Origin of the sequence: Nonomuraea sp. NPDC050404, assembly GCF_040655495.1 — a bacterium.
Lineage (GTDB): Bacteria > Actinomycetota > Actinomycetes > Streptosporangiales > Streptosporangiaceae > Nonomuraea.
Window position 1 is genome coordinate 353,982 of record NZ_JBFAKB010000012.1, and the last position, 22,250, is coordinate 376,231.

At 69.6% G+C, this 22,250-nt stretch carries 16 protein-coding genes; 9 read left to right on the top strand and 7 right to left on the bottom strand.

Translation table 11 applies throughout. The features are described from left to right. Positions 1-115 precede the first annotated feature (115 nt). On the top strand, positions 116-1,060 hold the full coding sequence (locus AB0I81_RS32695) for a Gfo/Idh/MocA family oxidoreductase (protein WP_360664306.1): 945 nt from the start codon (positions 116-118) through the stop codon (positions 1,058-1,060). Continuing rightward, positions 1,050-2,156: a zinc-binding dehydrogenase gene (locus AB0I81_RS32700; RefSeq protein ID WP_360664309.1), complete on the top strand. Its 1,107-nt coding sequence runs from the start codon at positions 1,050-1,052 to the stop codon at positions 2,154-2,156. The genes AB0I81_RS32695 and AB0I81_RS32700 overlap by 11 nt, the downstream gene beginning before the upstream one ends. A 1,184-nt stretch (positions 2,157-3,340) precedes the next feature. Here the strand turns inward: AB0I81_RS32700 and AB0I81_RS32705 are convergent. Further along, entirely contained in the window at positions 3,341-4,126 is a 786-nt protein-coding gene (locus AB0I81_RS32705; RefSeq protein WP_360664312.1) for a sugar phosphate isomerase/epimerase family protein, read from the bottom strand. Next, positions 4,123-5,157: a zinc-binding alcohol dehydrogenase gene (locus tag AB0I81_RS32710; protein ID WP_360664315.1), complete on the bottom strand. Its 1,035-nt coding sequence runs from the start codon at positions 5,155-5,157 to the stop codon at positions 4,123-4,125. Before AB0I81_RS32710 ends, AB0I81_RS32705 begins: the two co-directional genes overlap by 4 nt. A gap of 113 nt (positions 5,158-5,270) precedes the next feature. On the opposite strand from AB0I81_RS32710, the gene AB0I81_RS32715 reads away from it, so the two are divergent. From AB0I81_RS32715 to AB0I81_RS32735, 5 genes are read left to right on the top strand one after another with little or no spacing between them, the layout of a single operon-like run. Then, entirely contained in the window at positions 5,271-6,158 is an 888-nt protein-coding gene (locus AB0I81_RS32715; protein ID WP_360664318.1) for a sugar phosphate isomerase/epimerase family protein, read from the top strand. Between the two features lie 33 nt (positions 6,159-6,191). Then, entirely contained in the window at positions 6,192-7,562 is a 1,371-nt protein-coding gene (locus AB0I81_RS32720) for an extracellular solute-binding protein (RefSeq protein ID WP_360664321.1), read from the top strand. Next, entirely contained in the window at positions 7,559-8,533 is a 975-nt protein-coding gene (locus AB0I81_RS32725) for a sugar ABC transporter permease (protein ID WP_360664323.1), read from the top strand. Before AB0I81_RS32720 ends, AB0I81_RS32725 begins: the two co-directional genes overlap by 4 nt. Further along, a complete protein-coding gene (locus AB0I81_RS32730; protein ID WP_360664326.1) occupies positions 8,520-9,365 on the top strand; it encodes a carbohydrate ABC transporter permease in 846 nt (281 codons plus the stop codon). Before AB0I81_RS32725 ends, AB0I81_RS32730 begins: the two co-directional genes overlap by 14 nt. Positions 9,366-9,368: 3 nt before the next feature. Then, a complete protein-coding gene (locus AB0I81_RS32735) occupies positions 9,369-10,526 on the top strand; it encodes an ROK family transcriptional regulator (protein WP_360664329.1) in 1,158 nt (385 codons plus the stop codon). A 15-nt stretch (positions 10,527-10,541) separates the two neighbouring features. Here the strand turns inward: AB0I81_RS32735 and AB0I81_RS32740 are convergent, their stop codons facing one another. Beyond that, positions 10,542-11,288, bottom strand: a complete 747-nt coding sequence (locus AB0I81_RS32740; protein WP_360664332.1) for a helical backbone metal receptor — start codon at positions 11,286-11,288, stop codon at positions 10,542-10,544. A 168-nt stretch (positions 11,289-11,456) separates the two neighbouring features. Here AB0I81_RS32740 and AB0I81_RS32745 point away from each other — a divergent pair, with 168 nt between their 5' ends. Beyond that, positions 11,457-12,362, top strand: coding sequence for a TIGR03619 family F420-dependent LLM class oxidoreductase (locus tag AB0I81_RS32745; RefSeq protein WP_360664335.1), 906 nt, complete (start codon positions 11,457-11,459; stop codon positions 12,360-12,362). A gap of 147 nt (positions 12,363-12,509) precedes the next feature. Here AB0I81_RS32745 and tpx read toward each other — a convergent pair whose 3' ends face one another. The 4 genes from tpx to icmF all read right to left on the bottom strand — a co-directional run bounded on the left by tpx (position 12,510) and on the right by icmF (position 21,044). Next, positions 12,510-13,010 (bottom strand): thiol peroxidase, encoded by a 501-nt coding sequence (tpx, locus tag AB0I81_RS32750; protein WP_360664337.1) that lies wholly within the window; start codon positions 13,008-13,010, stop codon positions 12,510-12,512. A 67-nt stretch (positions 13,011-13,077) separates the two neighbouring features. Then, entirely contained in the window at positions 13,078-14,043 is a 966-nt protein-coding gene (locus AB0I81_RS32755; RefSeq protein WP_360664340.1) for a hypothetical protein, read from the bottom strand. 126 nt (positions 14,044-14,169) lie between these two features. Continuing rightward, positions 14,170-17,736: a S8 family serine peptidase gene (locus AB0I81_RS32760; RefSeq protein WP_360664342.1), complete on the bottom strand. Its 3,567-nt coding sequence runs from the start codon at positions 17,734-17,736 to the stop codon at positions 14,170-14,172. 86 nt (positions 17,737-17,822) lie between these two features. Beyond that, positions 17,823-21,044 carry a fused isobutyryl-CoA mutase/GTPase IcmF gene (gene icmF, locus AB0I81_RS32765; protein WP_360664345.1) on the bottom strand — a complete coding sequence of 1,074 codons (3,222 nt, stop codon included), beginning with the start codon at positions 21,042-21,044 and terminating at the stop codon, positions 17,823-17,825. Between the two features lie 103 nt (positions 21,045-21,147). On the opposite strand from icmF, the gene AB0I81_RS32770 reads away from it, so the two are divergent. Continuing rightward, the gene (locus AB0I81_RS32770) at positions 21,148-22,206 is read left to right on the top strand and encodes a glucose 1-dehydrogenase (RefSeq protein WP_360664348.1); all 1,059 of its coding nucleotides are present in this window, start codon (positions 21,148-21,150) and stop codon (positions 22,204-22,206) included. The last annotated feature ends 44 nt before the right edge of the window (positions 22,207-22,250 follow it).

Consider the following 22,250-nt stretch of genomic DNA (forward strand, 5'->3'; position numbering starts at 1 on the left):
CTCTCCATGCATCAGCCCCGATCTCATAAGGTCACGGCTTCTGCCCGGTCTATAGGGGATCGAACATGTTTGTTTGATTCGACCTGGACGTGGCATATGCCGGGTTGTGTCCCCTATGACCCGAGTCGGCATCGTAGGTGCCGGAAATGTCGCCGTTCGCCATGCAAACGTCCTGTCCGGGTTCCCCGATGTCACGATCGCTGGAATCGCCGACACGGACCCCCAACGGGCCGGGGAGCTGGCCTCAAAGCATGGGGCCCCCGCCTATGGCGGCCATGCGGACCTGCTCAGTGCCGGCGGTCTTGACGCTGTCTACGTCTGCGTGCCTCCTTTCGCGCACGGTAACCCGGAACATGATGTTCTGTCGTGCAATCTCCCGATTTTCGTGGAAAAACCCCTTTCGCTGGATCTCAAAACCGCAGAAAAGATCGCGTCCGAAATCGAGCAGAGATCTCTGGTTTCCGCCGTCGGGCATCACTGGCGTTACCTGAACATCGTTCAGCAGGCCCACGACCTGCTCGCCGAACGCCCCGTACGCCTCGCGCTCGGCCACTGGCTGGACAAGGTGCCCCCGGTGGCCTGGTGGCGGAATCCCGATATGTCGGGCGGGCAGATCGTCGAGCAGGCGGTCCACGTCCTGGACCTGGCGCGGCTCCTGGTGGGCGAGGTGTCCATGGTGCACGCCGTACCGGATGGGAGCACCGTCGATGGCGAGGTCGACCAGGCCACGGCCGCCGTGATGCGCTTCGCGGGCGGGGCGGCCGGGCTGCTGGCCACCTCCTGCCTGCTCGCCCACAAACACCGGGTCGGGCTGGAGGTCTGCGCCGACGGGATAGCGCTGGAGCTCAGCGAGACGCGGCTGCTCGTGGACGGCGAACGCGTGATCGAGGACGACGGGCAGGCCAAGGTGCGGGTGGACCGGGAGTTCATCAACGCCGTACAGGGCAGGCCGGCCGATGTGCGCGTACCGTACGGTGAGGCGCTGCGCACCCACCGCCTGGCGCTCGCGCTCGCCCGGTCCGCCGCCGAACAGAGGCCGGTGATGCTCGATGACGAGTGAAGTCCTGAGTATCGAGAAGCCGGGCGAGGTCTGCCTGGTCGAGGAGAAGCTGCCCGGCGTGCCCGACGGCGGGTTCCTGGCGCGGACCGTCTACAGCGGGATCTCCGCCGGCACCGAGCTGACCTTCGTCAAGGGCACCAACCCCTACCTCTCCGCCACCTGGGACCCGGCGCTCGGGCTCTTCTCCGAGGGGGAGCCGTCGGTGTCGTATCCGGTGCGGGGCATCGGGTACATGCAGGTCGGCCGGGTGGTCGAGACGCGTACCCGGGCCGTGCGCGAGGGCGCGCTGGTCGCGATGGCCTACGGGCACCGCACGGCGTACGTGGCCGACCCGATGACCGACAGGTTCGTGGAGTTGCCGGGCGACCTCGACCCCATGCTCGGCATCTACGTCGCCCACATGGGCCCGATCTGCGCCAACGGCCTCCTGCACGCGGCACACGACCTGCACGGCCCTGCCGTGCGACAACTCGGGGACGGCGTACAGGGGCGGCGGGTCGTGGTCGTCGGCGCGGGGGTGGTGGGCCTGCTGACGGCCTCCTTCGCCATCTCCGGCGGCGCGGCCGAGGTCGTCGTCGTGGACGAGACCCCGGCCAGGCTGGAGATCGCCGCGGCGCTCGGCGCGGGCACGCTGACCGCCGGCGACGACCCGGCCGTCACGCTGAAGCAGCGCTGGCGGCACGCCCCGGGCGACCGCGGCGCCGACGTGGTCTTCCAGTGCCGCGGCCAGGCCAGGGCGCTGGCGCTCGGGCTGCGGCTGCTGCGCCCGCAGGGCACGCTCGTCGACCTGGCCTTCTACACCCAGGGCGCCGACGAGGTACGGCTCGGCGAGGAGTTCCACCACAACGGGCTGGCCCTGCGCTGCGCCCAGATCGGCCGGGTGCCGCGCGGCCTGGCCCACGCCTGGGACAGGGAACGGCTCTCGTACGAGACCATCGCCCTGCTCAGGAAGTGCGGCGGGCGGCTACGCGAGCACGTGATCACCGACGTCGTCGCTTTTTCTGACGGCCCCCGGTTCCTGACCGATCTCGCGGCACGACGGCTTCAGTCCGTTCAGGCTGTGCTCCGCCACGATGTCCAGGATGAGGGCGGCTGACCAGCTGAAGTCCCGGCAGCCGTGACCGCGCAACGTGAGCGGGTTGAAGTACTCGCGGAAGCCCGACAGGCACACCGCCCGCATGATCGAGTCGGCCAGCGTCCTGGCCAGGTCGGGGCGGCGCTCCCGCAGGCCCTGCCAGACCAGCCAGCTCACGTTGACCCAGCTCGGCCCGCGCCAGTAGCGGGCGGCGTCGAACTCGGGCGCGTCCGGGGCATAGCTGGGCAGCGGCATCTCCTTGATGCCGAACCGGTCGAGCGCGGTCCCGATCAGCGCGTCGGCGACCTCGGGCGACAACCCCGGCAACATGAGCGGCGTCAGCCCGGCGGCGCTACTGGAACGCAACACGGTGCCGGACGGCACATCGCGGGCCTGGAAGAGGCGCCCGTCGAACAGGTGCTTGACCATGGCGCGGGTAATGGCCGCGGCCTCGCGCTCGTGCGGCCCGGAGTCCAGGCCGATGACCTCGGCGATCTTGGCCAGCGTCGCCTCCGCCATCCCGTAGGCGGCGTTGAACAGCGGGCACTCGACCTGGAACGCGCCAGGCTCGCGGTAGCCGGACTCACGGTAGGCCTTGGCCAGCTCGATGTACTGGTAGTAGTCGCGGTCGGTGGGCCGCTCCTCGGCGCTGACACTGTCGAGGTCCCGGCGCACGAAACCCAGCGGCCCCGGCGTCACGGCCGCCAGCGGCAGGTCCCAGGCCGGGCTGTTGTCCATGCCCGACTCCCACGGGTGCACGATCGAGATCAGCCCCTCGGCCGAGCGCCTGGCGTCGCGCAGGAACTCCTGCTGCGCCACCAGCCGGGGGTAGATCCGGCGCAGGAACGCGGGATCGGGCTCGGCCAGGTGGATCTTCCAGGCGGCCAGCGCGTGCACCGGGGGCTGGACGATGCCGGAGGTGCTGACCCCCGACGGGGCCCGTGTCCGCCAGAACTCGGGCCCGGGGAAGTAGGCGCCCTCGGGGACCTCGGGGTTGAACACGATGTGCGGCACCCTGCCGTCATGCCACTGGGCCCCGAACAGCGTCAGCAGCTCCGACCTGGCCCTTCGCGGCGACCATCGGGCGTTGCCGATCGCGATGAAGGCGGAGTCCCAGCTCCACTGGTGGGGGTAGAGGCGACGGGAGGGAACCGTGTAACTGCCGTCCCAGTTGCTGACCAGGATGCGCACGGCGTCGCGGAGGATCATAGGTATTTCCTGACGAATGCTGCGGTTTGGGGAAGGACGATCTCGGGTTCGCCGCGGAGCCGGCACTCCAGGGCGAGGTAGCCGTCGAAACCGATCGCGTCGAGCGTGGCCAGTTGCGCGCCCCAGTCGAGGTGACCGGTGCCCGGCTGGTTCCTGTTGGACTCGCTGATCTGCATGTGCGCGAGGTAGGGGGCCGCCTCGACCAGCGCGCGGCAGGGGTCGTCCTCCTCGATGTTCATGTGGTAGGTGTCGCCGACGATCCTGATGGAGTCCATGGCGCAGTAGGAGACGGCCTCCGCGAGCGTGTTGACCATGTGGTTCTCGTAGCGGTTGAGCGGCTCAAGCATGATCAGCACGCCGTTGCGGTGCGCGTGCTCGCCGAGGATGCCCAGCGCCTCGGCCAGCACCTCGCGGTCCTCCTCGGGGCTGCGCGGCGGCTCGAACGGGGGCAGCCGGCGCGAGAACTGGCCCCAGGAGGCGGGCGTCATGACGCCGATGCCGCCCAGCTCACCGATCACGGTGAGCTGCGAGCGCAGTTGCTGGATGGCGTCCTTGCGCTTGGCCGGATCGAAGTCGCCGATGAAATGGGGCATGTCCACGCACACCGTCGGCATCACCACGCCGTCGGCCAGCGCCCTCTTGAGCTCCGTGAGCCGGCCCGCGAAGTGGAAGTCGCCCTTGCCGCGTAGTTCGATGGCGTCGAAGCCGGCATCGAGGGCGAAGGCGTACTTCTCCTGGAGCGAACGACCGGGCAGAAGCTGCTCCTGTGCGGCGAGCTTCACTGTGACTCCTCAAAGTCGAAGACGAGCTGGAGCACCTCGGACTGGTGCTTGTCGAGCAGGTCGAAAGCCTCGGCGGCCCGGTCGATGGGCATCACGTGGCTGATGAGCCCGGCGGCGTCGATCTCGCCGCGGTGCACGAGCCCCATGAACGTGCGCTGCAGGCGCTCGACGTCCCACCGGTGGGCCAGCCACGAGGCGACGCCGCCGATCTGGGAGGAGATGAGCTGGACCTGGTTGTGGTGGAACTCCTCGCCGAGCCGCAGCCCGATGCCGTCGCCCTGGTAGAAGCCGGCGGCCACGACCCGGCCGCCCTTGCGGACGGACCTGATCGCCTCGTGCAGGCCGAAGTGGCTGCCGCTGAGCTCGATGACGGTGTCGGCGCCCTCGACGCGCTTGCGCATGAACTCGGCGACCGAGCCGGCGGCCACGTCGAGCACCTCGGCCGCGCCGAACCTCCTGGCCAGCTCCAGCCGGTCGGGGATGGCGTCGGTGGCGACCACCCTGGCGCCGCTGAGCACGGCCAGGCGGGTGGCGAGCAGCCCGATGACGCCCTGGCCGAAGACCGCGACCTGGTCGCCGAGGTGTACGTCGGCGGCGTGCACGGCGTTGAGCGCGATGGCGCCCACCCTGGCGAAGACGCCGGTCAGGGGGTCGGCGCCGGGCGGCAGCACGTGGCCGACGAGCTTGTCCGCCGCGACGACGGCCTCGGTGCGGTGGCCCCAGATGCCCCACACCAGGCTGCCGACCGGCGGGTCGGCCACATCGGGCGCGGCCTCCACCACCTCGCCGACCTCCTGATAGCCCCACCCCGACAGCGGATATGTGTGCGTCTGCCCCTCGACGAAGAGCCGGCGCTCGGTGTCCCATTTGCGAGTGAGATATGGATTTGTACCGCGATAGGCGGTGAGTTCGGTGCCCGCTGAGACTCCTGAATAGAGAGTGCGAACTCGCACTGTGCCCGGGACCAGTTCGGCGGGCGACTCCAGGCTGACGCGGACATTGCCTGGCTCTTGGAAGGTGATGACGCGCATTCCCCACACTTACGCTTAATGATCAAACAAAAGTCAAAGATTTAGTGCTGGTTTGCACGCGATAGTTGCGCGCGTAACACTCTTAAGTCTACGACTTCCGTCGGAGGTGGCTGATGAAATTGGGGTTTCTGACTGCGTGTCTTCCGGAAAGTGATCTTACCGACATAGCACGCTGGGCCGTACACCTGGGATTCCAGGCTTTGGAGGTCGCCGGATGGCCATCTTCTGATGCCAGAAATCACATCAGAGTGGATCGTTTCGACGACGCTGAATACGCCCGAGTCGGGCGAATCTTCGCGGAGACCGGACTGACGCTTTCCTCGATCGCGTACTACGAGAACAATCTGCACCCGCAGGCTGGGGCGGAGGTGAACGCGCATGTCAGGCGCTGTGTGGACGCCGCCGCCGCGCTCGGCTGTCCCACGGTGGGCACGTTCGTCGGCCGGGATCCCGGGCGGCCGGTCAGCGAGAACCTGAAGCTGGCCACCGACGTGTTCGGCCCGCTGGTCGAGTACGCCAGGCAGCGCGGCGTCGAGATCGTCATCGAGAACTGCACGATGAAGAGCTGGCATCCAGATGGGTATCCGGGCAATCTGGCCTACTCCCCCGAGTTGTGGGAGTGGATGTTCACGCTGGGGCTCAAGCTCAACTACGACCCCTCGCACCTGGTGGCGCTCGGGATCGACCCCGTCGCGGCACTGGTGCCGTATGTCCGGAACATCGCGCATGTCCAGGCCAAGGACACCCAGATCCTGCCGGGCGCGATCGACCGGTACGGCTTCCACGGGCCGATCAGCGGCGAGAAGGGCTGGTACCGCTTCCGCGTGCCCGGACTGGGGCAGGTCGGCTGGACCCGGGTGATCGACACGCTCTATGAGGGGGGTTATGACGGTGTGGTCTCCGTCGAGCACGAAGATCCCGTATGGAGCGGAAGCACGGAGAGAGTACAGACCGGTCTCGGTATCGCCTACCGCACGTTGCGGCCTCTCGTCCACGGGTAAAGGCGGCATATTCCCCAAGCAGAGGAGCGTGCCATGCCGAAGAAGGTAACCGCCGTCCTCTCCGTCGCGCTGCTGGCCGCCGCCTCCCTGGCGGCCTGCGGCGACGGCGGTGGCGAGCAGCCGGCCACCAACGAGATCACGGTCTGGACCCTGGAGAACATCGAAGACCGGATGGCCGTGCAGAACAAGATCGTCGCCGAGTTCACCCAGAAGACCGGGATCAAGGTGAAGCTGGTCGGCGTGGACGAGGACCAGTTCAGCCAGACCCTCACCGCGGCCGCGGCGGCCGATGACCTGCCCGACGTGATCGGCGCGACCCAGCTGGCCTCCGTACGCGAGCTGGAGGCCAACGAGCTGCTCGACACCGAGACCCCGGGCAAGGTCGTCGACCAGCTCGGCCGCGACACCTTCTCGCCGCGGGCGCTGGAGCTGAACACCTCGGGCGGCAAGCTGCTCGCGGTGCCCAGTGACGGGTGGGCGCAGCTCATCCTGTACCGGAAGGATCTGTTCGAGAAGGCCGGGCTGCAGCCGCCGGACACCTACGAGGCGCTGGAGGCCGCCGCGGCCAAGCTCAACACCGGCGGGGTCGCGGGCATCACCCTCGCCATCGCGCCGAAGGACGGCTTCACCGCGCAGAGCTTCGAGCACGTGGCGCTGGCGAACGGTTGCCAGCTGGTCGACAGTTCCGGAAATATCACCCTTGATTCGCCGCAGTGCGTCAGAGCCTTCGATTTCTACTCGAAGCTTGCGAAGACCTACTCCGTCAAGGGCAAGCAGGACGTCGACTCCACCAGGGCCACGTACTTCTCGGGCACGGCGGCCATGATGATCTGGTCGTCGTTCATCCTCGACGAGATGGCGGGGCTGCGGAACGACGCGCTGCCGAGCTGCCCGGAATGTCGCAAGGATCCGGAGTGGCTGGCCAAGAACACCGGCGTGGTCACCGCGCTGAAGGGGCCCGACGGGAGCGCGCCCGCGCAGTTCGGCGAGATCGTCTCCTGGGTGATCACCCGTGACGCCGCCAAGGACCCGGCGGGCAAGTTCGTCGCCTACCTGATGAACGAGGGCTACGAGCGCTGGATCGGCATGGCGCCGGAGGGCAAGTTCCCGACCCGCAAGGGCTTCGAGGACAAGTGGAACAAGCTGCCCGCCGGCGTGGACGCCAAGAAGCCGCTGGCCGACACCTACCCGGCCGACGTGCTGGAAGCCCTGCGCAAGAGCCCCGACACCTTCGCCAGGTGGGGCATCCCGCAGGGCCAGGGCAAGCTGGTCGGCGCCGCGATGGGCGAACTGCCCGTGCCCAAGGCGCTCAGCTCGGTCGTGGACGGGTCACTGACTCCCCAGGCCGCCGCGGCCCAGGCCAAGGCGGACATGGAGAGCATCAAGCGCGGGATCAGGCAGTGACCACGGCACCCGCTCGTACGACGGGGCCGAAGCCACCGTCGCCGGCGCACCGGGCGCGGCGGGGACGGACGCTGCGGGAGCAGGAGGGGCGGGCCGGGCTCGCGCTCATCTCGCCGACCCTGATCATCACGCTGGTCGTGGTGGTGCTGCCGCTGCTGTGGGCGATCATGCTGGCGTTCCAGGACGCGCGGCTGATCAACATCCGGCGGGTGGGTGTCTTCGGGCACTACACGCTGGAGAACTTCACGTACGTGATGTCCGAGCCCGGCTTCTGGTCGTCACTGGTCAACACGCTCGTCTACACCGTCGCGGGGACGGCGTTGTCGATCGCGATCGGGCTGGTGACGGCGCTGGCACTGCGTGACAGGTTCGTCGGCCGCACCTTGATCAGGGCCTCGATCCTGATCCCGTACGTGGCCCCGGTGGTGGCGGTGGCCTTTCTGTGGGAAACGATGCTCAACCCGCAGTACGGCATCGTCAACACCTGGCTGAGCGAGCCGATCGCGTTCCTCACCCAGGCCCAGGGCGACTTCCTGGGCATCAAGGTGCCCGTGGCGCTGCTGACGGTGATCGCGTTCGAGGCGTGGCGGTACTTCCCGTTCGCCTTCCTGTTCATCCTGGCCAGGCTGCAGGCATTGCCGGCCGAGCTGGACGAGGCCGCGGTGGTGGACGGCGCCACGCCCACCCAGCGCTTCCGGTACGTGATCATGCCGCAACTCTGGCGGATCATCGCCCTGCTGTCGGTGCTGCGCTTCGTGTTCACCTTCACCAAGTTCGACGACGTCTACCTGCTGACCGGCGGCGGAGCCGGCACCGAGGTGGTCAGCGTGCGGGTCTACAACTTCCTGACCTCGCGCGACGACATCGGCGCCTCGGCGGCGCAGGCGATCGTGCTGGCGATCTTCCTGGTCGTCTTCCTGGTCATCTATCTGAGGTTCTTCGGAGGAGGTGAACGCGATGAGCAGGGATAGGTTCGAGCGGGGCCTGCTCGCGGTGCTCAGGCCGCTGGTGATCGCGTTCCTCTTCCTGATCACCGCGTTCCCGTTCTTCTACATGGTGATGTTGTCGGTACGCGACATCCAGGAGCTCATCCTGGAACCGGGTTCGCTGTGGCCGCGCGCCTTCACCCTGGACACCTACGTCAACGTGCTGACCAGGCAGGGCTTCCTGGACTTCCTGCGCAACAGCGCGATCATCGCGGTGGCCTCGGTGGCGGTCACGCTGCTGATCTCGATCCCGGGCGCGTACGCGGTCGCGCGGCTGCGTTTCTTCGGCCGGCGGCAGGTGCACTTCCTGTTCCTCGCGGTCTACCTGTTCCCGGCGATCGTGCTGGCCATCCCGCTGTTCGTGTTGTTCACCATGATCGGGCTGCGCGGGTCACTGGTCGGGCTGATCCTCGTGTATATCGCGCAAACGGTGCCTGTCACGGTATACATGCTCCGCAACTACTTCGAGACCGTGCCGCAAAGCGTGGAGGAAGCGGCCGCGATCGACGGGTGCACGAGGTTGTCGACCATCTGGCGCGTGGTGCTGCCGCTTTCCAAGCCCGCGCTGATGGCCACCGGCCTCTACGCGTTCATGATCGCGTGGAACGAGTTCCTGTTCGCCCTGCTCTTCCTGGTGGACAGGAGAGAGAACTGGACGGTTTCGCTCGGGCTCTCCCAGCTCGCGGGAAGTATAGAGATCCCGACGACGGTCCTGATGGCAGGATCGGTGGTGCTCACGCTGCCCATCGTGATCGTGTTCTTCGCCAGTGAACGGCTGCTGACGGAGGGCCTCACAGCAGGCGCGGAGAAGGGATAGACCATGCTCACGGCAGGCCAGATCCTCCAGCTCATCCGCAATGGTTCCTGCCGTACGCGCAAAGAACTGATCGAGTACACCGGGTTGTCCCGGTCGACGATCACCGACCGGGTCGACCGGCTGATCGACGCCGGCTACATCCACGAGTCCGGCGTCGGGACCTCCGGGGGCGGGCGACCGCCCTCGGTGCTCGACGTGGACGCCACCAGGCGCCTGATGCTGGTGGCCGACCTGGGCGCCACCCACGCCAGGGTGGCGCTCACCGACCTGGCCGCCCGCCCGATGGCCGAGGCGCGCACCGAGATGCGCATCGAACTCGGCCCCGAGGCGGTGTTGTCGTGGGTGCGCGACGCCTTCCAGCGACTGCTGGACCGGGTGGGGCGGCCGGCCGACGAGGTGTGCGGGATCGGCCTGGACCTGCCCGGCTCGGTGGATCACACCACGGGCCGGGTGATCAGGTCGTTCCTGATGCCGGGGTGGGACGACCACCCGGTGGGGCAGGCGCTCGGCGAGATGTACGACGTGCCGATCCTGGTGGAGAACGACGCCAACGCGATGGCGCTGGGCGAGTGGTGGTCCTTCTGGCGGGACACCGCCTCGCTGATCCTGGTCAAGGTCTCCACGGGAATCGGAACCGGAATCATCCTCGATGGACAGATTTATCGCGGCGTTGAGGAGGCTGCCGGAAATATCGGGCACGTGCGGCTACGCGAGACCGACGACCGCGTCTGCACCTGCGGCTCGCGCGGCTGCGTGGCCTCCCTGGCCAGCGGCCACGCCCTGGCCACCGACCTGGGCATGCCCTCCAGCCGTGAGGTGGTCAGGCTCGCGCAGGCGGGCGATCCCGAGGCCATCGCCTGCGTCCAGGAGGGCGGGCGCACGCTGGGACTCGTGCTGGCCACGGCGGTCAGCCTGCTCAATCCGGGCGTGCTGGTGCTGGCCGGGGACATGGCGGAGACCAGGGAGCACTATCTGACGGGCATCAGGGAGGTCGTCTATCGGCGCAGCCTGCCGTACACGACCAGGAATCTGGAGATCGTCACCAGTTCGCTGGGGGATCGGGCGGGGATCGTGGGGATGGCGGTGATCGTCATGGAGCACGTGCTCTCCCCCACCTCCGTGGACAGCGCCCTGGCCGACAAGACCGACGCGGTCAGCTGAGAACCCGCGTGTGGGTCAGCCGAGGGCCTGTCTCAGTAGGGCGGGGGCCTGTACGAGGGAGGGGCCGTACCAGGTGAGCAGGCGGCCGCTGAGCAGGGCGCAGGTCAGGCCGGGGAAGGACTCGGGGCCGTCGGTCGGGGTGAAGGCGTAGGGCTCGTCGGGCAGGACCACGAGGTCGGGGCGGCGCTCGTTCAGCTCGGCGAGCGGGATCTTGGGGTAGCGCTCGGAGTGGCCCGCGTAGAGGTTGTCCACGCCGAGGCGTTTGAGCACGTCCCCGGTGAAGGTGTCGCGGCCCACCACCATCCACGGGCGGCGCCAGATCGGCACGATCGCCGTCCTTCGCGGGCCGTCCCAGGGCGCGCGCCACGCCTCCCGCGCCCGCGACAACCACCCGGGCGCTTCCGTACGGCACGCCACGGCGAACATGCGCTCCAGCGACGCGAACGCCTCCTCCACCGTCTCGATCTTCGTGACCCAGACGGAGAGACCCGACTCGCGCAGGGCCTCGATGTCGGGCGGCCGGTTCTCCTCGGCGTTGGCCAGCACCACGTCGGGCCGCAGCCGCCTGATCGCCTCCAGGTCGGGATTCTTGGTGCCCCTGACCCTGACCACGTCGAGGTCCGCCGGATGCGAACACCAGTCGGTCGCCCCGACCAGCGCCTGCGGCACGGTCGCCGCCATCGACTCGGTCAGCGACGGCACCAGCGACACGATCCGCCGTACGGTCGGGGGGATCTTCACAGCCACACCGGTGTCATCCACAACCGCAGCTTAGATCTCCGGACGCTTTCGCCCTTTCGGAGGGGGCGGGAAGGGTCGAAGCTGGTGAAGACTGAAGACCGTCTTCTGGTCGGGGTGGTGGGCGGTAGGACCGAAGCATGGGAGCAGGCCGGCCGTACCTTGCGCGAGGTCGGCGGGAAGGACTGACGCATGAGGATCGGACTGGCCGTGCCGCAGTACGGCCGATTCGCGGCGCTGTCCAGCGTGCTGCGAGTGGCGCGCGAGGCGGAGCCGATGGGCCTGCACAGCCTGTGGGCGAGTGACCGGCTGCTGACGCCGCTGGCGCCGAAGGACCCCTATCCGGGCGGCGACGGGCACATGCCCGAGGCTTACCGGGTCTACCTCGACCCGTTCGCGGTGTTGTCGGTGGCCGCCTCGGTCACCTCGACCGTACGGCTGGGCACCAGCGTGCTCAACGCCTGCTGGTATCCACCGGTCGTCCTGGCGCGCTCGCTCACCACGATCGACCGCCTCAGTGGCGGGCGGCTCGACGCCGGGCTCGGACTCGGCTGGTCCTCCGACGAGTACGCCGCGGTCGGGGTGCCGTGGCGGGACCGGGGCAAACGGTACGACGCCACTCTCGACGCGCTGGAGGCGATCTGGGGCGCCGATCCCGTCTCGTTCGAGCACGAGCTGTGGACGATCACGCCCAGCAACATCCAGCCCAAGCCGGCCCGCCGCCCGCCGCTCTACCTGGGAGGCTTCACCGAGGCGGCGCTGCGCCGCGTCGGCCGCAGGGGCGACGGCTGGCTGGCGGCTCCGGTGCCGCTGCCCGTGCTCACGTCGATGTGGCAGGTCGTGCGCCGCGCGGCGGAGGAGGCGGGGCGCGATCCCGGCGGGCTGCGCATGATCGTGCGCGCCAACCCGATGATCACCGAGCACGGTACGCCGCCCGGCAGCGGATCGGTGGCCGACTACTGCGCCTACCTCGCCGACGCGGCGGAGGCCGGGGCCCAGGAGTTCATCCTGGACTTCCAGCAAACCGCCACGGACGACCAGCACCTGCTCGACCTGGCCGCCGCCTTCACATCCGACCTGAGCACGCGCCTCAAGTGATCCGAGTACGCACGCACCTCACGCGGCCCGGCGTATGGGTCGCGTGAGGTGCGGCTCTCTTGGACGGTGGCCGTGGTCGGCCGTCCGGGTGAGGTGCGGCTCACTTGGACGGTGGCCGTGGTCGGCCGTCCGGGTGAGGCAGGGTGATTACTTGAGGGCGGCCAGGGCGGCGTCGTAGTCGGGCTCGGTCGTGATCTCCGGCACGAGCTGCGAGTACACCACCTTGTTGTCCCCGTCGAGCACGATGACCGCCCGCGCGGCCAGCCCGGCCAGCGGCCCGCTCTCCTGCGAGACGCCGTAGTCCCCGAGGAACTCACGGCCCCGCATGAGCGAGAGCGTGGTCACGCTCTCGATCCCCTCGGCGCCGCAGAAGCGCTTCTGGGCGAAGGGCAGGTCGGCCGAGATGCACAGCACGGCCACGTCGGGGTGCTCGGCGGCCACCTCGTTGAAGCGGCGCACCGAGGCGGCGCAGACGCCGGTGTCGAGGCTCGGGAAGATGTTGAGCACCTTGGTCTTCTGGCCGAAGTCGTCGAGCGTGCGCTCGGCCAGGTCCGCGCCCACCAGGCGGAACGCGGGAGCGGTGTCGCCGGCCTTGGGGAAGGTGCCGGCCACGGTGATGGGGTTGCCCTTGAAGGTGACGTCGGACATGAAAAGCCTCCTGTTAACGATGTTTCCCAGGGGTTTTGATCCTATCGGCGTCCACCGTACGGCCTGGTCAGGCCCAGTCGTTACGGGCGGCGTGCCAGCCGAGCTGCACGCGGGTGCGTACGCCGGCCAAATCCATGAGCGCCCGCAGCCGCCGCTGGAGAGTGCGCAGCGACAGGTCGAGCTGCCCGGCCACGGACTCGTCCGTCAGGCCCGCGAGCAGCAGTCCGAGGATTTTCCTGTCCAGCTCGCCGATCACCGGCTCCCGCTGCTCCTGCAACTCGCCCCAAGCGGAGGCCCGCAGCGGGTAGGAGTGCCGCCACACCGCCTCGAACAGCGCCTCGACTCCGGCCAGCAACCCGCTGCGGTGCAGCAGCACGGCTGCGGGCTCTCCGCCGGGCTCGGTGGTCAGCGGGACCAGCGCCAGCTCCCCGTCGGCCATCATGAGCTTGATGGGCAGCTTGTCGGCCACCCTGACCTGCACGCCCTTGCGCACGGAGTCGACGATGCCGGCCACCACGCCGGGCGTGGCCAGCACCTCGCGCTCGATCACGACCTGGTACTCGATGCCGCGATCGACCCCCCGGTCCTCGGCGGTGTTGTCGCTCGGCGGCACCGCCACGAACGGCGCCGTGGAGAAGGAGCGGACCCGTTCGCGGGCCGCCCACTGGATCTGCAGGAACCGCTGGCGTACCGCCTCCACGCCGGTGACGACCTCGATCAGGTCGCCGGCGGCGCGGTCGGTGGCGGCCATCCGGTGTTGTTCGGCCAGCGCCACGATGGCCAGCTCGGCCGTGTGCAGTTCCTCCCTGCGGGCGGTGAGCAGGCCGCCGAGCGCCACGGACGGCGGGGCGGCGACGTGGCGTCCGCCGTGGTGGGAGACCAGGCCGCGGGCGATCAGGGCGGTGAGGTCCGCCTCCACCGAGGTGGGTGGCCGGTCGAGGGCCGCGGCGAGGTCGGCGGCGGCCGCGGGCATCTCGATGAGACAGCGGTAGACGGCCTCCTCGCCCGCCGTGAGACCCAGCGCCTCCAGCACGGTGCCCGTCTCCCTCTGCTCGGCCGGAACGCCGATAACGGCCGGATCGCCGATAAGTATGGGAGAGAAAATGGGGCCAAAGGCGACATAGCCGTCTTCGGCCCCGAATCGTGACTGCACGGTTATTCAGCTGACGAGCGCCCGGATGATCTCCTGGCTCACCGTGTTGCCCTTGTCGTCGGAGGCGGTGGCCTTCAGCGACAGGGAGCCGGCGCGGACGGCGGTGGTCCACTTACCCTTGCCGACCGGCACCAGCACGGCCGGCTGGTAGGTCTTTCCGTCGTCGTAGGAGACCGAGAGCGTGGCCCTGCGGGCCTTGCTGGCCGAGTCCAGCCACTCCTGCGTGGTCGCCGACAGGCCGATCTTGACGATCGGGCCGAGCGTCCTGACGTCGTAGTCGAGCTGCATCATCGGGATGTCCACCTTGTACGGGCCTTCGGGATCGACCGCGGCCGAGGTGAAACCCCACTCGGTGTGGGTGCGGGTGGAGGTGCGCCACCTGGCGGCGTCCCTGTTCACGTCGAGCGTGACCCGGTACGGCGCCGCCTCCTCGGGCAACCCGTCCCAGAACGACAGGGCGCGCCCCGCGGACTTCTTCAGCAGCTTGTCGCCCTGGTAGAGCGCGATCGACATGTTCGCGTACTCGTCGCCGCCGCCACCGGAGTGCCCCGGCGTGCCGTCGGCCACCGGCGGGATGTTGAACTGCATGCCGTTGCCGGTGTCACGGAACGGCCCCCAGTACTCGGTGCTGAGCCGCGGCCTGACGATCGGCGCGAACCACTCGTGGGTGACGTGCTGCCCGGCGCGGTAGGTCTGCGGCTTCTGCCGCATCTCCCAGTCGTCGTCACCGCCGATGAAGTGGTTCTCGTACCAGCTCTGGCCGGTCGTCCCGGTGGAGACCCATTCGGTGCGCGTCCCGGGGAAGTACTCACGCTCGCGGAACCCGAACGCCGGGCCCCAGCCCTCCATCAGGCTGTAGCGGAACCCGCCGCCCTCCTGGCCGGTCGTGGCCCCCCGGTAGACGCCGCGGACCTGGGCCAGGCCGCGGGCGCGGTAGGTCAGGTCACGGTCGGGGACGGCGTCCTTGTGCAGGTCGACCAGGTCGTACAGGTAGGAGGCGTACCTGCGCTGCTCGACCACGGCGAGCTTGCCCGCCAGCCCGGCCGCGGCGTCGCGGGTGACCAGCGCGACCGGGATCGGCAGCGCCTGGCCGTAGGACTCGTACAGGCGTCCCGGCTCGTTGTTGACGACCACCAGCAGCTTGGCGCCGGCCGCGACGGCCTGCTCGGCCCGCTCCGCGGCGGAGACCTCGGCGCTGCGGGTCACGATCACGGCCTTGCCCCTGGCGTCCACGCCCGCGTAGTCCTGCGCCGCGCCCTTGCCTGCGCTGACCGTGCGCAGCAGCGAGCGGCCGTCGGTGAGGGTGGAGCCGCCCTGCACGGTGGTGACCAGCTTGTCGCGGCCGGGCAGGTCCAGGGTGAGGTTCGGCTCGCCGACGCGCCAGCGGGTCAGGTAGTCGAAGGAGCCCTGGGTGACCTTCTCGGTGGGTGAGACGTACACGCTGTCGTACCAGATGGGCAGCACGTACCCGAGCCTGATCGGATCCTCCTGACCCGGCAGGGTCCTGGCGAAGTCGAGGTGGGTCTGGCGGCGTTCGGCGAGCTTGGGCGTGGTGGCGCGCACCTGCCTGGCCCGCGCCGCGTCGAGCACGATCTCCTTGTTTCCGTCCAGCACCGTCTCGGGGTCGACCAGCAGCGCCATGCCGCGCGCGTCGGCGCGCTCGCCCGTCACCTCCAGCAGCGAGTACGCCATGTACGCGCCGGGCGGCAGGCGCAGCACCCGCTCACCGTCCACCGCGTAGGGCGCCATGTTGCCGTCCGGCCCGGCCAGCACCACCCGCCCGGCGGCGGCCTTCCCCTGCCGGTCGCGCAGCTTCAGCGTCAGGTCGTACAGCTCGCGCTCCTTGACCGCGCCGAACGCGGTGCGCACGGACGTCTCCCCTGAGGTGGCGGTCACCAGGCCGGAGACCGTGGTGTCCGGGTCCAGCCTGGCCGGGTCGATGCTCAGCGTGACCTCGGCGGTGCCGCCGGCGGGCACGGTGACCCGCGGCGCGGACAGCGTGGCCGCGTCGGAGCCGCTGACCGCGAGGTCGAGGCTCACCTCGGCGTCGCCGTCGTTGCGGTAGGCGATCGTGCGGTCCGCCTTGGGGTCGTCGGCGGCGTGCGGCCAGTCGTAGAACGCCGAGGGCACCGAGCCGGTCGCGGTGATCGTGGCCTTGACGGCCGCCGCCACGTCGAGCCGCCCCGTCCCCTGCTCGAACGGCGCGTACGGCAGCGCCTTGGCCGAGCTCATCAGCACGTCCTTGACCTGCTGCCACGTCCAGCCGGGATGCCGCTGCAGCAGGATGGCCGCCGCGCCCGCGACGTGCGGCGTGGCCATGGAGGTGCCCTGAAGCTTCCAGTACGGCCCCGACGCCTCGGTGTTGTACGACGAGTGCGCCGCGTTGATGGCCACCCCCGGCGCGGAGATGTCCGGCTTGAGCCCATGCGTACGGTCGAGCGGCCCCATGCTGGAGAACCCGGCCCGCTCATCCTTCTTGTCCACCGCGCCCACGGTCAGCGCCGACGCGGCCGACCCTGGCGCGCCGATCGTGTACGCGTCATAGCTGTTGCCCGCCGCGATCACGAACAGCGCCCCGTGCTGCTCCGACAGCGCGTCCACGGCCTGGGCCATGGGATCGTCGCCGCCGTCGGGGACGTCGCTGCCCAGGCTCATGCTGACGACCTTGGCCCTGGCCGCCGCCCACTCCATGCCCGCGATGATCCAGGAGTCCTGGCCGTAGCCGTCGTCGCCCAGCACCTTGCCGACGAGCAGCTGCGCGCCGGGCGCGACGCCCTTGTTCTCGCCGCCCGAGGCCGCGCCGGTGCCCGCGACCGTGGAGGCCACGTGGGTGCCGTGGCCGTTGACGTCCTTGACCTCCTGGCCGGGCACGAAGCTGGTGGACTCCGCGATGCGGTCCTTGAGGTCGGGGTGGGTGTCGTCCACGCCGGTGTCCAGCACGGCGACCTTGACGCCCGCGCCGTCGAGCCCTTCTGCCCACGCCTGCGGGGCGCCGACCTGGGGCACGCTCTCCTTCAGCGCGACCCGCGACTTGCCGTCCAGCCAGACCCTGGCCACGCCCGATCTGGCGGCGGGGGCGCTCAGGGCGGTCCAGAACGGGCGGGGGTCGGCGCCGAGTCGCAGGGCCGCGCCCTTGACGCTGGGCAGCGCGCGTACGACCTGGGCTCCGGCCGTCGAGCGCGGCGTCGCGCCCTCGTAGGAGACGATCACCGGCGGGCTGCCGTGGTATCCCATCTCGGCCAGGCCGGTGACGTTGAACAGCCGCCGGTCCAGCCGCCGGTCCGCGATCAGCGGCTCCGCCTCGTCGGGGACGACGTAGACGTCTCCGCCCGACTGCTGGACCTGGACGCCGCCCTGGGCGCCCTCCGGCCGGTCCACGGTGACGGTGTCCTGGTCGCCGGGGCCGTCCACGTACCGGACCCGGTCGCCGGTGATGAGCGTGAGCTCCGTCTCGCGGAGCGCGGGATCCCGGGAGGTGCCGGTCTCCGCGTGTGCCGCCATGGGGATGGCGGCCAGGCCGGTCGCCGCCACGGCGACGGCGAGCAGGCTGACGGGTAACTTCTTGAGGGGCATGAACCGGATTCCACCGGTTCATGCCGACGCCGTGAAGGTCATCCGGCTGGCGAAAACCCGCCTTGTCACAACCCCGCCAGCTCTGTTCAGACGTTGCGCCTGTACTGGCCGCCCGCCTCGAACAGCGCCTCGGTGATCTGGCCGAGCGAGCAGTCGCGGGCCGCCTCCATCAGCGCCTCGAACGCGTTGCCCTCCGTCATCGCCACCTCACGCAGCCTGGCGAGCCGGGCGGGCGCCTGCGAACGGTTGCGTTCGTGGAAGGCGCGCAGGCGGTCGAGCTGCGAGCGCTTCTCCTCCTCGGTGCCCCTGGCCAGCTCCAGCTTGTGCGGCTCCGGCTCGCCGGTGTCGTCCTTGGTGAAGGTGTTGACGCCGACGATGGGCAGCGAGCCGTCGTGCTTGCGCATCTCGTACAACATGGACTCGTCCTGGATCTTGCCGCGCTGGTAGCCGGTCTCCATCGCGCCCAGCACGCCGCCCCGGTCCGACAGCCGCTCGAACTCGCGCAGCACCGCCTCCTCCACCAGGTCGGTGAGCTCCTCGACGATGAACGCGCCCTGCAACGGGTTCTCGTTCCTGGCCAGGCCCCACTCGCGGTTGATGATGAGCTGGATGGCCATGGCGCGGCGCACCGAGTCGGCCGACGGCGTGGTCACGGCCTCGTCGAAGGCGTTGGTGTGCAGGCTGTTGCAGTTGTCGTAGATGGCGATCAGGGCCTGCAGGGTGGTGCGGATGTCGTTGAAGTTCATCTCCTGGGCGTGCAGGGAGCGGCCCGAGGTCTGGATGTGGTACTTCAGCTTCTGCGAGCGCTCGCCCGCGCCGTAGCGCTCGCGCATCGCCACCGCCCAGATGCGGCGGGCCACCCGGCCCAGCACGCTGTACTCGGGGTCCATGCCGTTGGAGAAGAAGAACGACAGGTTCGGCGCGAAGTCGTCGATCTTCATGCCTCTGGCCAGGTACGCCTCCACGTACGTGAAACCGTTGGCCAGCGTGAAGGCGAGCTGGCTGATCGGGTTCGCCCCGGCCTCGGCGATGTGGTATCCGGAGATCGAGACCGAGTAGAAGTTCCTGACGCCGTTGCGGATGAACCACTCCTGGATGTCGGCCATCATGCGCAGGGAGAACTCGGTGGAGAAGATGCAGGTGTTCTGGCCCTGGTCCTCCTTGAGGATGTCGGCCTGCACCGTGCCCCTGACCGTGGCGAGCGTGCGGGCGCGCAGTTGGTCGTCCTCGTGCTCGTCGGGGTCGCGGCCCTGCTCGGCGCGGAAGCGGTCCCTGGCCTGGTCGATGGCGGCGTTGAGGTAGAAGGCCAGGATGGTCGGGGCCGGGCCGTTGATCGTCATGGACACCGACGTGCTCGGAGCGGCCAGGTCGAACCCGTCGTAGAGCACCTTCATGTCGTCGAGCGTCGCGATCGAGACCCCCGAAGTGCCGACTTTTCCGTAAATGTCGGGCCGCAGGTCAGGGTCGTGGCCGTACAGCGTCACCGAGTCGAACGCCGTGGACAACCTGGTCGCCGGCTGGCCCTCGGACAGCAGCTTGAAGCGCCTGTTGGTACGGAACGGGTCGCCCTCTCCGGCGAACATCCTGGTCGGATCCTCGTCGTCGCGCTTGAACAAGAACACCCCCGCGGTGAACGGGAACATCCCCGGCAGGTTCTCGCCGCGCAGGAAACGCAGCAGGTCGCCGTGGTCGGTGTAGCGGGGCAGGGCGACCCTCGGGATGCGGTTGCCCGACAACGTCTCGCGCCAGAGCGGGGTGTGGATCTCCCGGTCGCGGACCTTCACCACCAGCTCGTCGGCGGTGTAACGCTCCTTGATCGCCGGCCAGCCGGCCAGCAGCTCCCGGCTCTCGTCGGACAACTCCCGCCCGGCCCGCTCCATCAGCTCGGCCACCCTGCCGGACTCGCCCCCGTCCGCCGGCCCGCCGCTTCCCGCACCGAGCAGGTCGCGTACGGCGGTCAGCTGCTGGTGGCGGCGGGCCACCTCCGCCTGGGCGAGGGTCTCGGCGTGGTAGGCGCGCACGGTCTCGGCGATGTCGGCCAGGTAGCGGGACCTGGCGGGCGGGACGATCGCGGCCGACGCCGTGGACGTGCGGCCCTCGACCGGCGCGAGCAGCCCGGGGCTGCCGGAACCGGTCGGGAGCAGCGGCTTGAGGTGGTGGTAGAGGGCGGTGACGCCGGAGTCGTTGTAGCGGGCGGCGATGGTGCCGTAGACGGGCATCTCGTCGGGTGAGACGCCGAACGCCTCGCGGTTGCGTACGAGCTGGCGGCGCACGTCGCGCAGGGCGTCCTCCGCGCCGCGCCGCTCGTACTTGTTGATCACCACGGCCTCGGCGAAGTCCAGCATGTCGATCTTCTCAAGCTGGGAGGCCGCCCCGAACTCGGGCGTCATCACGTAGATCGGCACGTCCACGTGCGGCACGATGCCCGCGTCGCCCTGGCCGATGCCGGGCGTCTCCACGATCACCAGGTCGTATCCGGCGGCCCGGCAGACGGTGATCACGTCGTCGAGGCAGGCGGGCACCTCGTTGACGGCGCCCCTGGTGGCCAGGGAGCGGAAGTAGGTCTGAGGGCCGAGGCTGTTCATCCTGATGCGGTCGCCGAGCAGGGCGCCGCCGCCGCGCCTGCGGGTGGGGTCGATGGCGATGATCGCGATGCGCAGCTTGTCGTCGTTGTCGACGCGGAACCTGCGGACCAGCTCGTCGGTGAGCGAGGACTTGCCCGAGCCGCCCGTACCGGTGATGCCGAGCACCGGGGCGCGCCGCTCCGTGGCGAGCCCCTCCAGCAGCCCGGCGGGGGTGCGGCCGGACTCGATGAGGGTGATCGCGCGGGCCAGCGCCGCCTGGTCGCCGGAGGCCACGGCCTCCACGGACGGCGGGTCGCCCAGCTCGACGTCGCACTCTTCGATCAGTTGGTTGATCATGCCGGGCAGGCCGTAGCGCTGGCCGTCCTCGGGCGAGAAGATGCGGGTGACGCCTCGTGAGTGCAGCAGCTCGATCTCCTCGGGGACGATCACGCCCCCGCCGCCGCCGTACACCTTGACGTGCCCGGCGCCGCGCTCGCGCAGCAGCTCCACCAGGTAGGAGAAGAACTCCACGTGCCCGCCCTGGTACGAGCTGATCGCCACGCCCTGGGCGTCCTCCTGGATGGCGGCCGTGACGATCTCATCCACGGAGCGGTTGTGCCCGAGATGGATGACCTCGGCCCCCTGGGCCTGCAGGATGCGCCGCATGATGTTGATCGCCGCGTCGTGACCGTCGAACAGGGCGGCGGCGGTGACGAAACGGACGGGGTGTACCGGGACGTGCACGCCTGATCACTCCTTCGTGAGGCCTCACCTACGAAGATACTAGGACGTCCTACTATTTCCCAACAGCCTCCTGGGTAGGAGGCAGTCCGAGGGGGTGACGGCGATGCGCGCGCTGACGTTCGTGCCCGGTGTGAAGGGCACGCTAGAGGTGGAAGAGGTGCCCGATCCCAAGCCGGGCCAGGGCGAGTTGCTGGTCCAGGGGCTGGCCCTGGGCGTCTGCGGGACCGACAGGGAACTGGAACGGGCCGAGTACGGCTGGCCGCCGCCGGGCAGGGACCGCATGGTCATCGGGCACGAGTCGCTCGGCCGGGTGCTGGAGGTGCCGCAGGGCTCCGCGTTCTCGCCCGGCGACCTGGTCGTCGGCGTCGTACGCAGGCCCGACCCCGAACCGTGCGGAGCCTGCGCGCGCGGCGAGTTCGACATGTGCCGCAACGGCCGCTACACCGAACGGGGCATCAAGGAGATCGACGGGTACGCCAGCGAGTTGTGGACCGTCGAGGCCGCCTACGCGGTGAAGCTGGACCCGTCACTGGCGGCCGTCGGCGTGCTGGTCGAGCCCGCGTCCGTGGTGGCCAAGGCGTGGGAGCAGATCGAGCGGATCGGCTCGCGGGCCTGGTACGAGCCGCGCGTGCTGCTGGTCACCGGCGCCGGGCCGATCGGGCTGCTGGCGGCGCTGCTCGGGCGGCAGCGGGGGCTTGAGGTGCACGTGCTCGACCGGGCCGGACGCGGGCTCAAGTCGGACCTGGTGGAGGCGCTGGGCGGAATCTACCACTCGGCCTCGACCCTGGAGACGTTCGCCGCCGCCAAACCGGACGTCATCATCGAGTGCACGGGCGCGGGGCAACTCGTCATCGACTCCATGACCTGCACCGCCGCCGCGGGCATCGTCTGCCTGTGCGGGCTCTCACCCGGTGGGCGCTCGCACCGGGTGGACGCCGGGGTGATCAACCGGGACATCGTCCTGGAGAACGACGTGATCTTCGGTACGGTCAACGGGAACCTGCGGCACTTCCGCGACGCGGCGGCGGCACTGGCCCAGGCCGATGCGGAGTGGCTGCAGCGGATGATCACGCGGAGGGTGCCGCTGGCGCGCGCCGCGGAGGTCTTTGAACCGGCCGACAACGACATCAAGGCGATCATCGACCTGACGACCCAGACCTGACGACCCGGACCTGACGCCCGAGCCTCTGACTCGGCCCAGGACTC

Coding starts and splice junctions, on each gene's coding strand:
- AB0I81_RS32695 (WP_360664306.1), top strand. CDS start 116: ATGACCCGAGTCGGCATCGTAGGTGCCGGAAATGTCGCCGTTCGCCAT.
- AB0I81_RS32700 (WP_360664309.1), top strand. CDS start 1,050: ATGACGAGTGAAGTCCTGAGTATCGAGAAGCCGGGCGAGGTCTGCCTG.
- AB0I81_RS32730 (WP_360664326.1), top strand. CDS start 8,520: ATGAGCAGGGATAGGTTCGAGCGGGGCCTGCTCGCGGTGCTCAGGCCG.
- AB0I81_RS32745 (WP_360664335.1), top strand. CDS start 11,457: ATGAGGATCGGACTGGCCGTGCCGCAGTACGGCCGATTCGCGGCGCTG.
- AB0I81_RS32710 (WP_360664315.1), bottom strand. CDS start 5,157: ATGCGCGTCATCACCTTCCAAGAGCCAGGCAATGTCCGCGTCAGCCTG.
- AB0I81_RS32770 (WP_360664348.1), top strand. CDS start 21,148: ATGCGCGCGCTGACGTTCGTGCCCGGTGTGAAGGGCACGCTAGAGGTG.
- tpx (WP_360664337.1), bottom strand. CDS start 13,010: ATGTCCGACGTCACCTTCAAGGGCAACCCCATCACCGTGGCCGGCACC.
- AB0I81_RS32735 (WP_360664329.1), top strand. CDS start 9,369: ATGCTCACGGCAGGCCAGATCCTCCAGCTCATCCGCAATGGTTCCTGC.
- AB0I81_RS32715 (WP_360664318.1), top strand. CDS start 5,271: ATGAAATTGGGGTTTCTGACTGCGTGTCTTCCGGAAAGTGATCTTACC.
- AB0I81_RS32760 (WP_360664342.1), bottom strand. CDS start 17,736: ATGCCCCTCAAGAAGTTACCCGTCAGCCTGCTCGCCGTCGCCGTGGCG.
- AB0I81_RS32720 (WP_360664321.1), top strand. CDS start 6,192: ATGCCGAAGAAGGTAACCGCCGTCCTCTCCGTCGCGCTGCTGGCCGCC.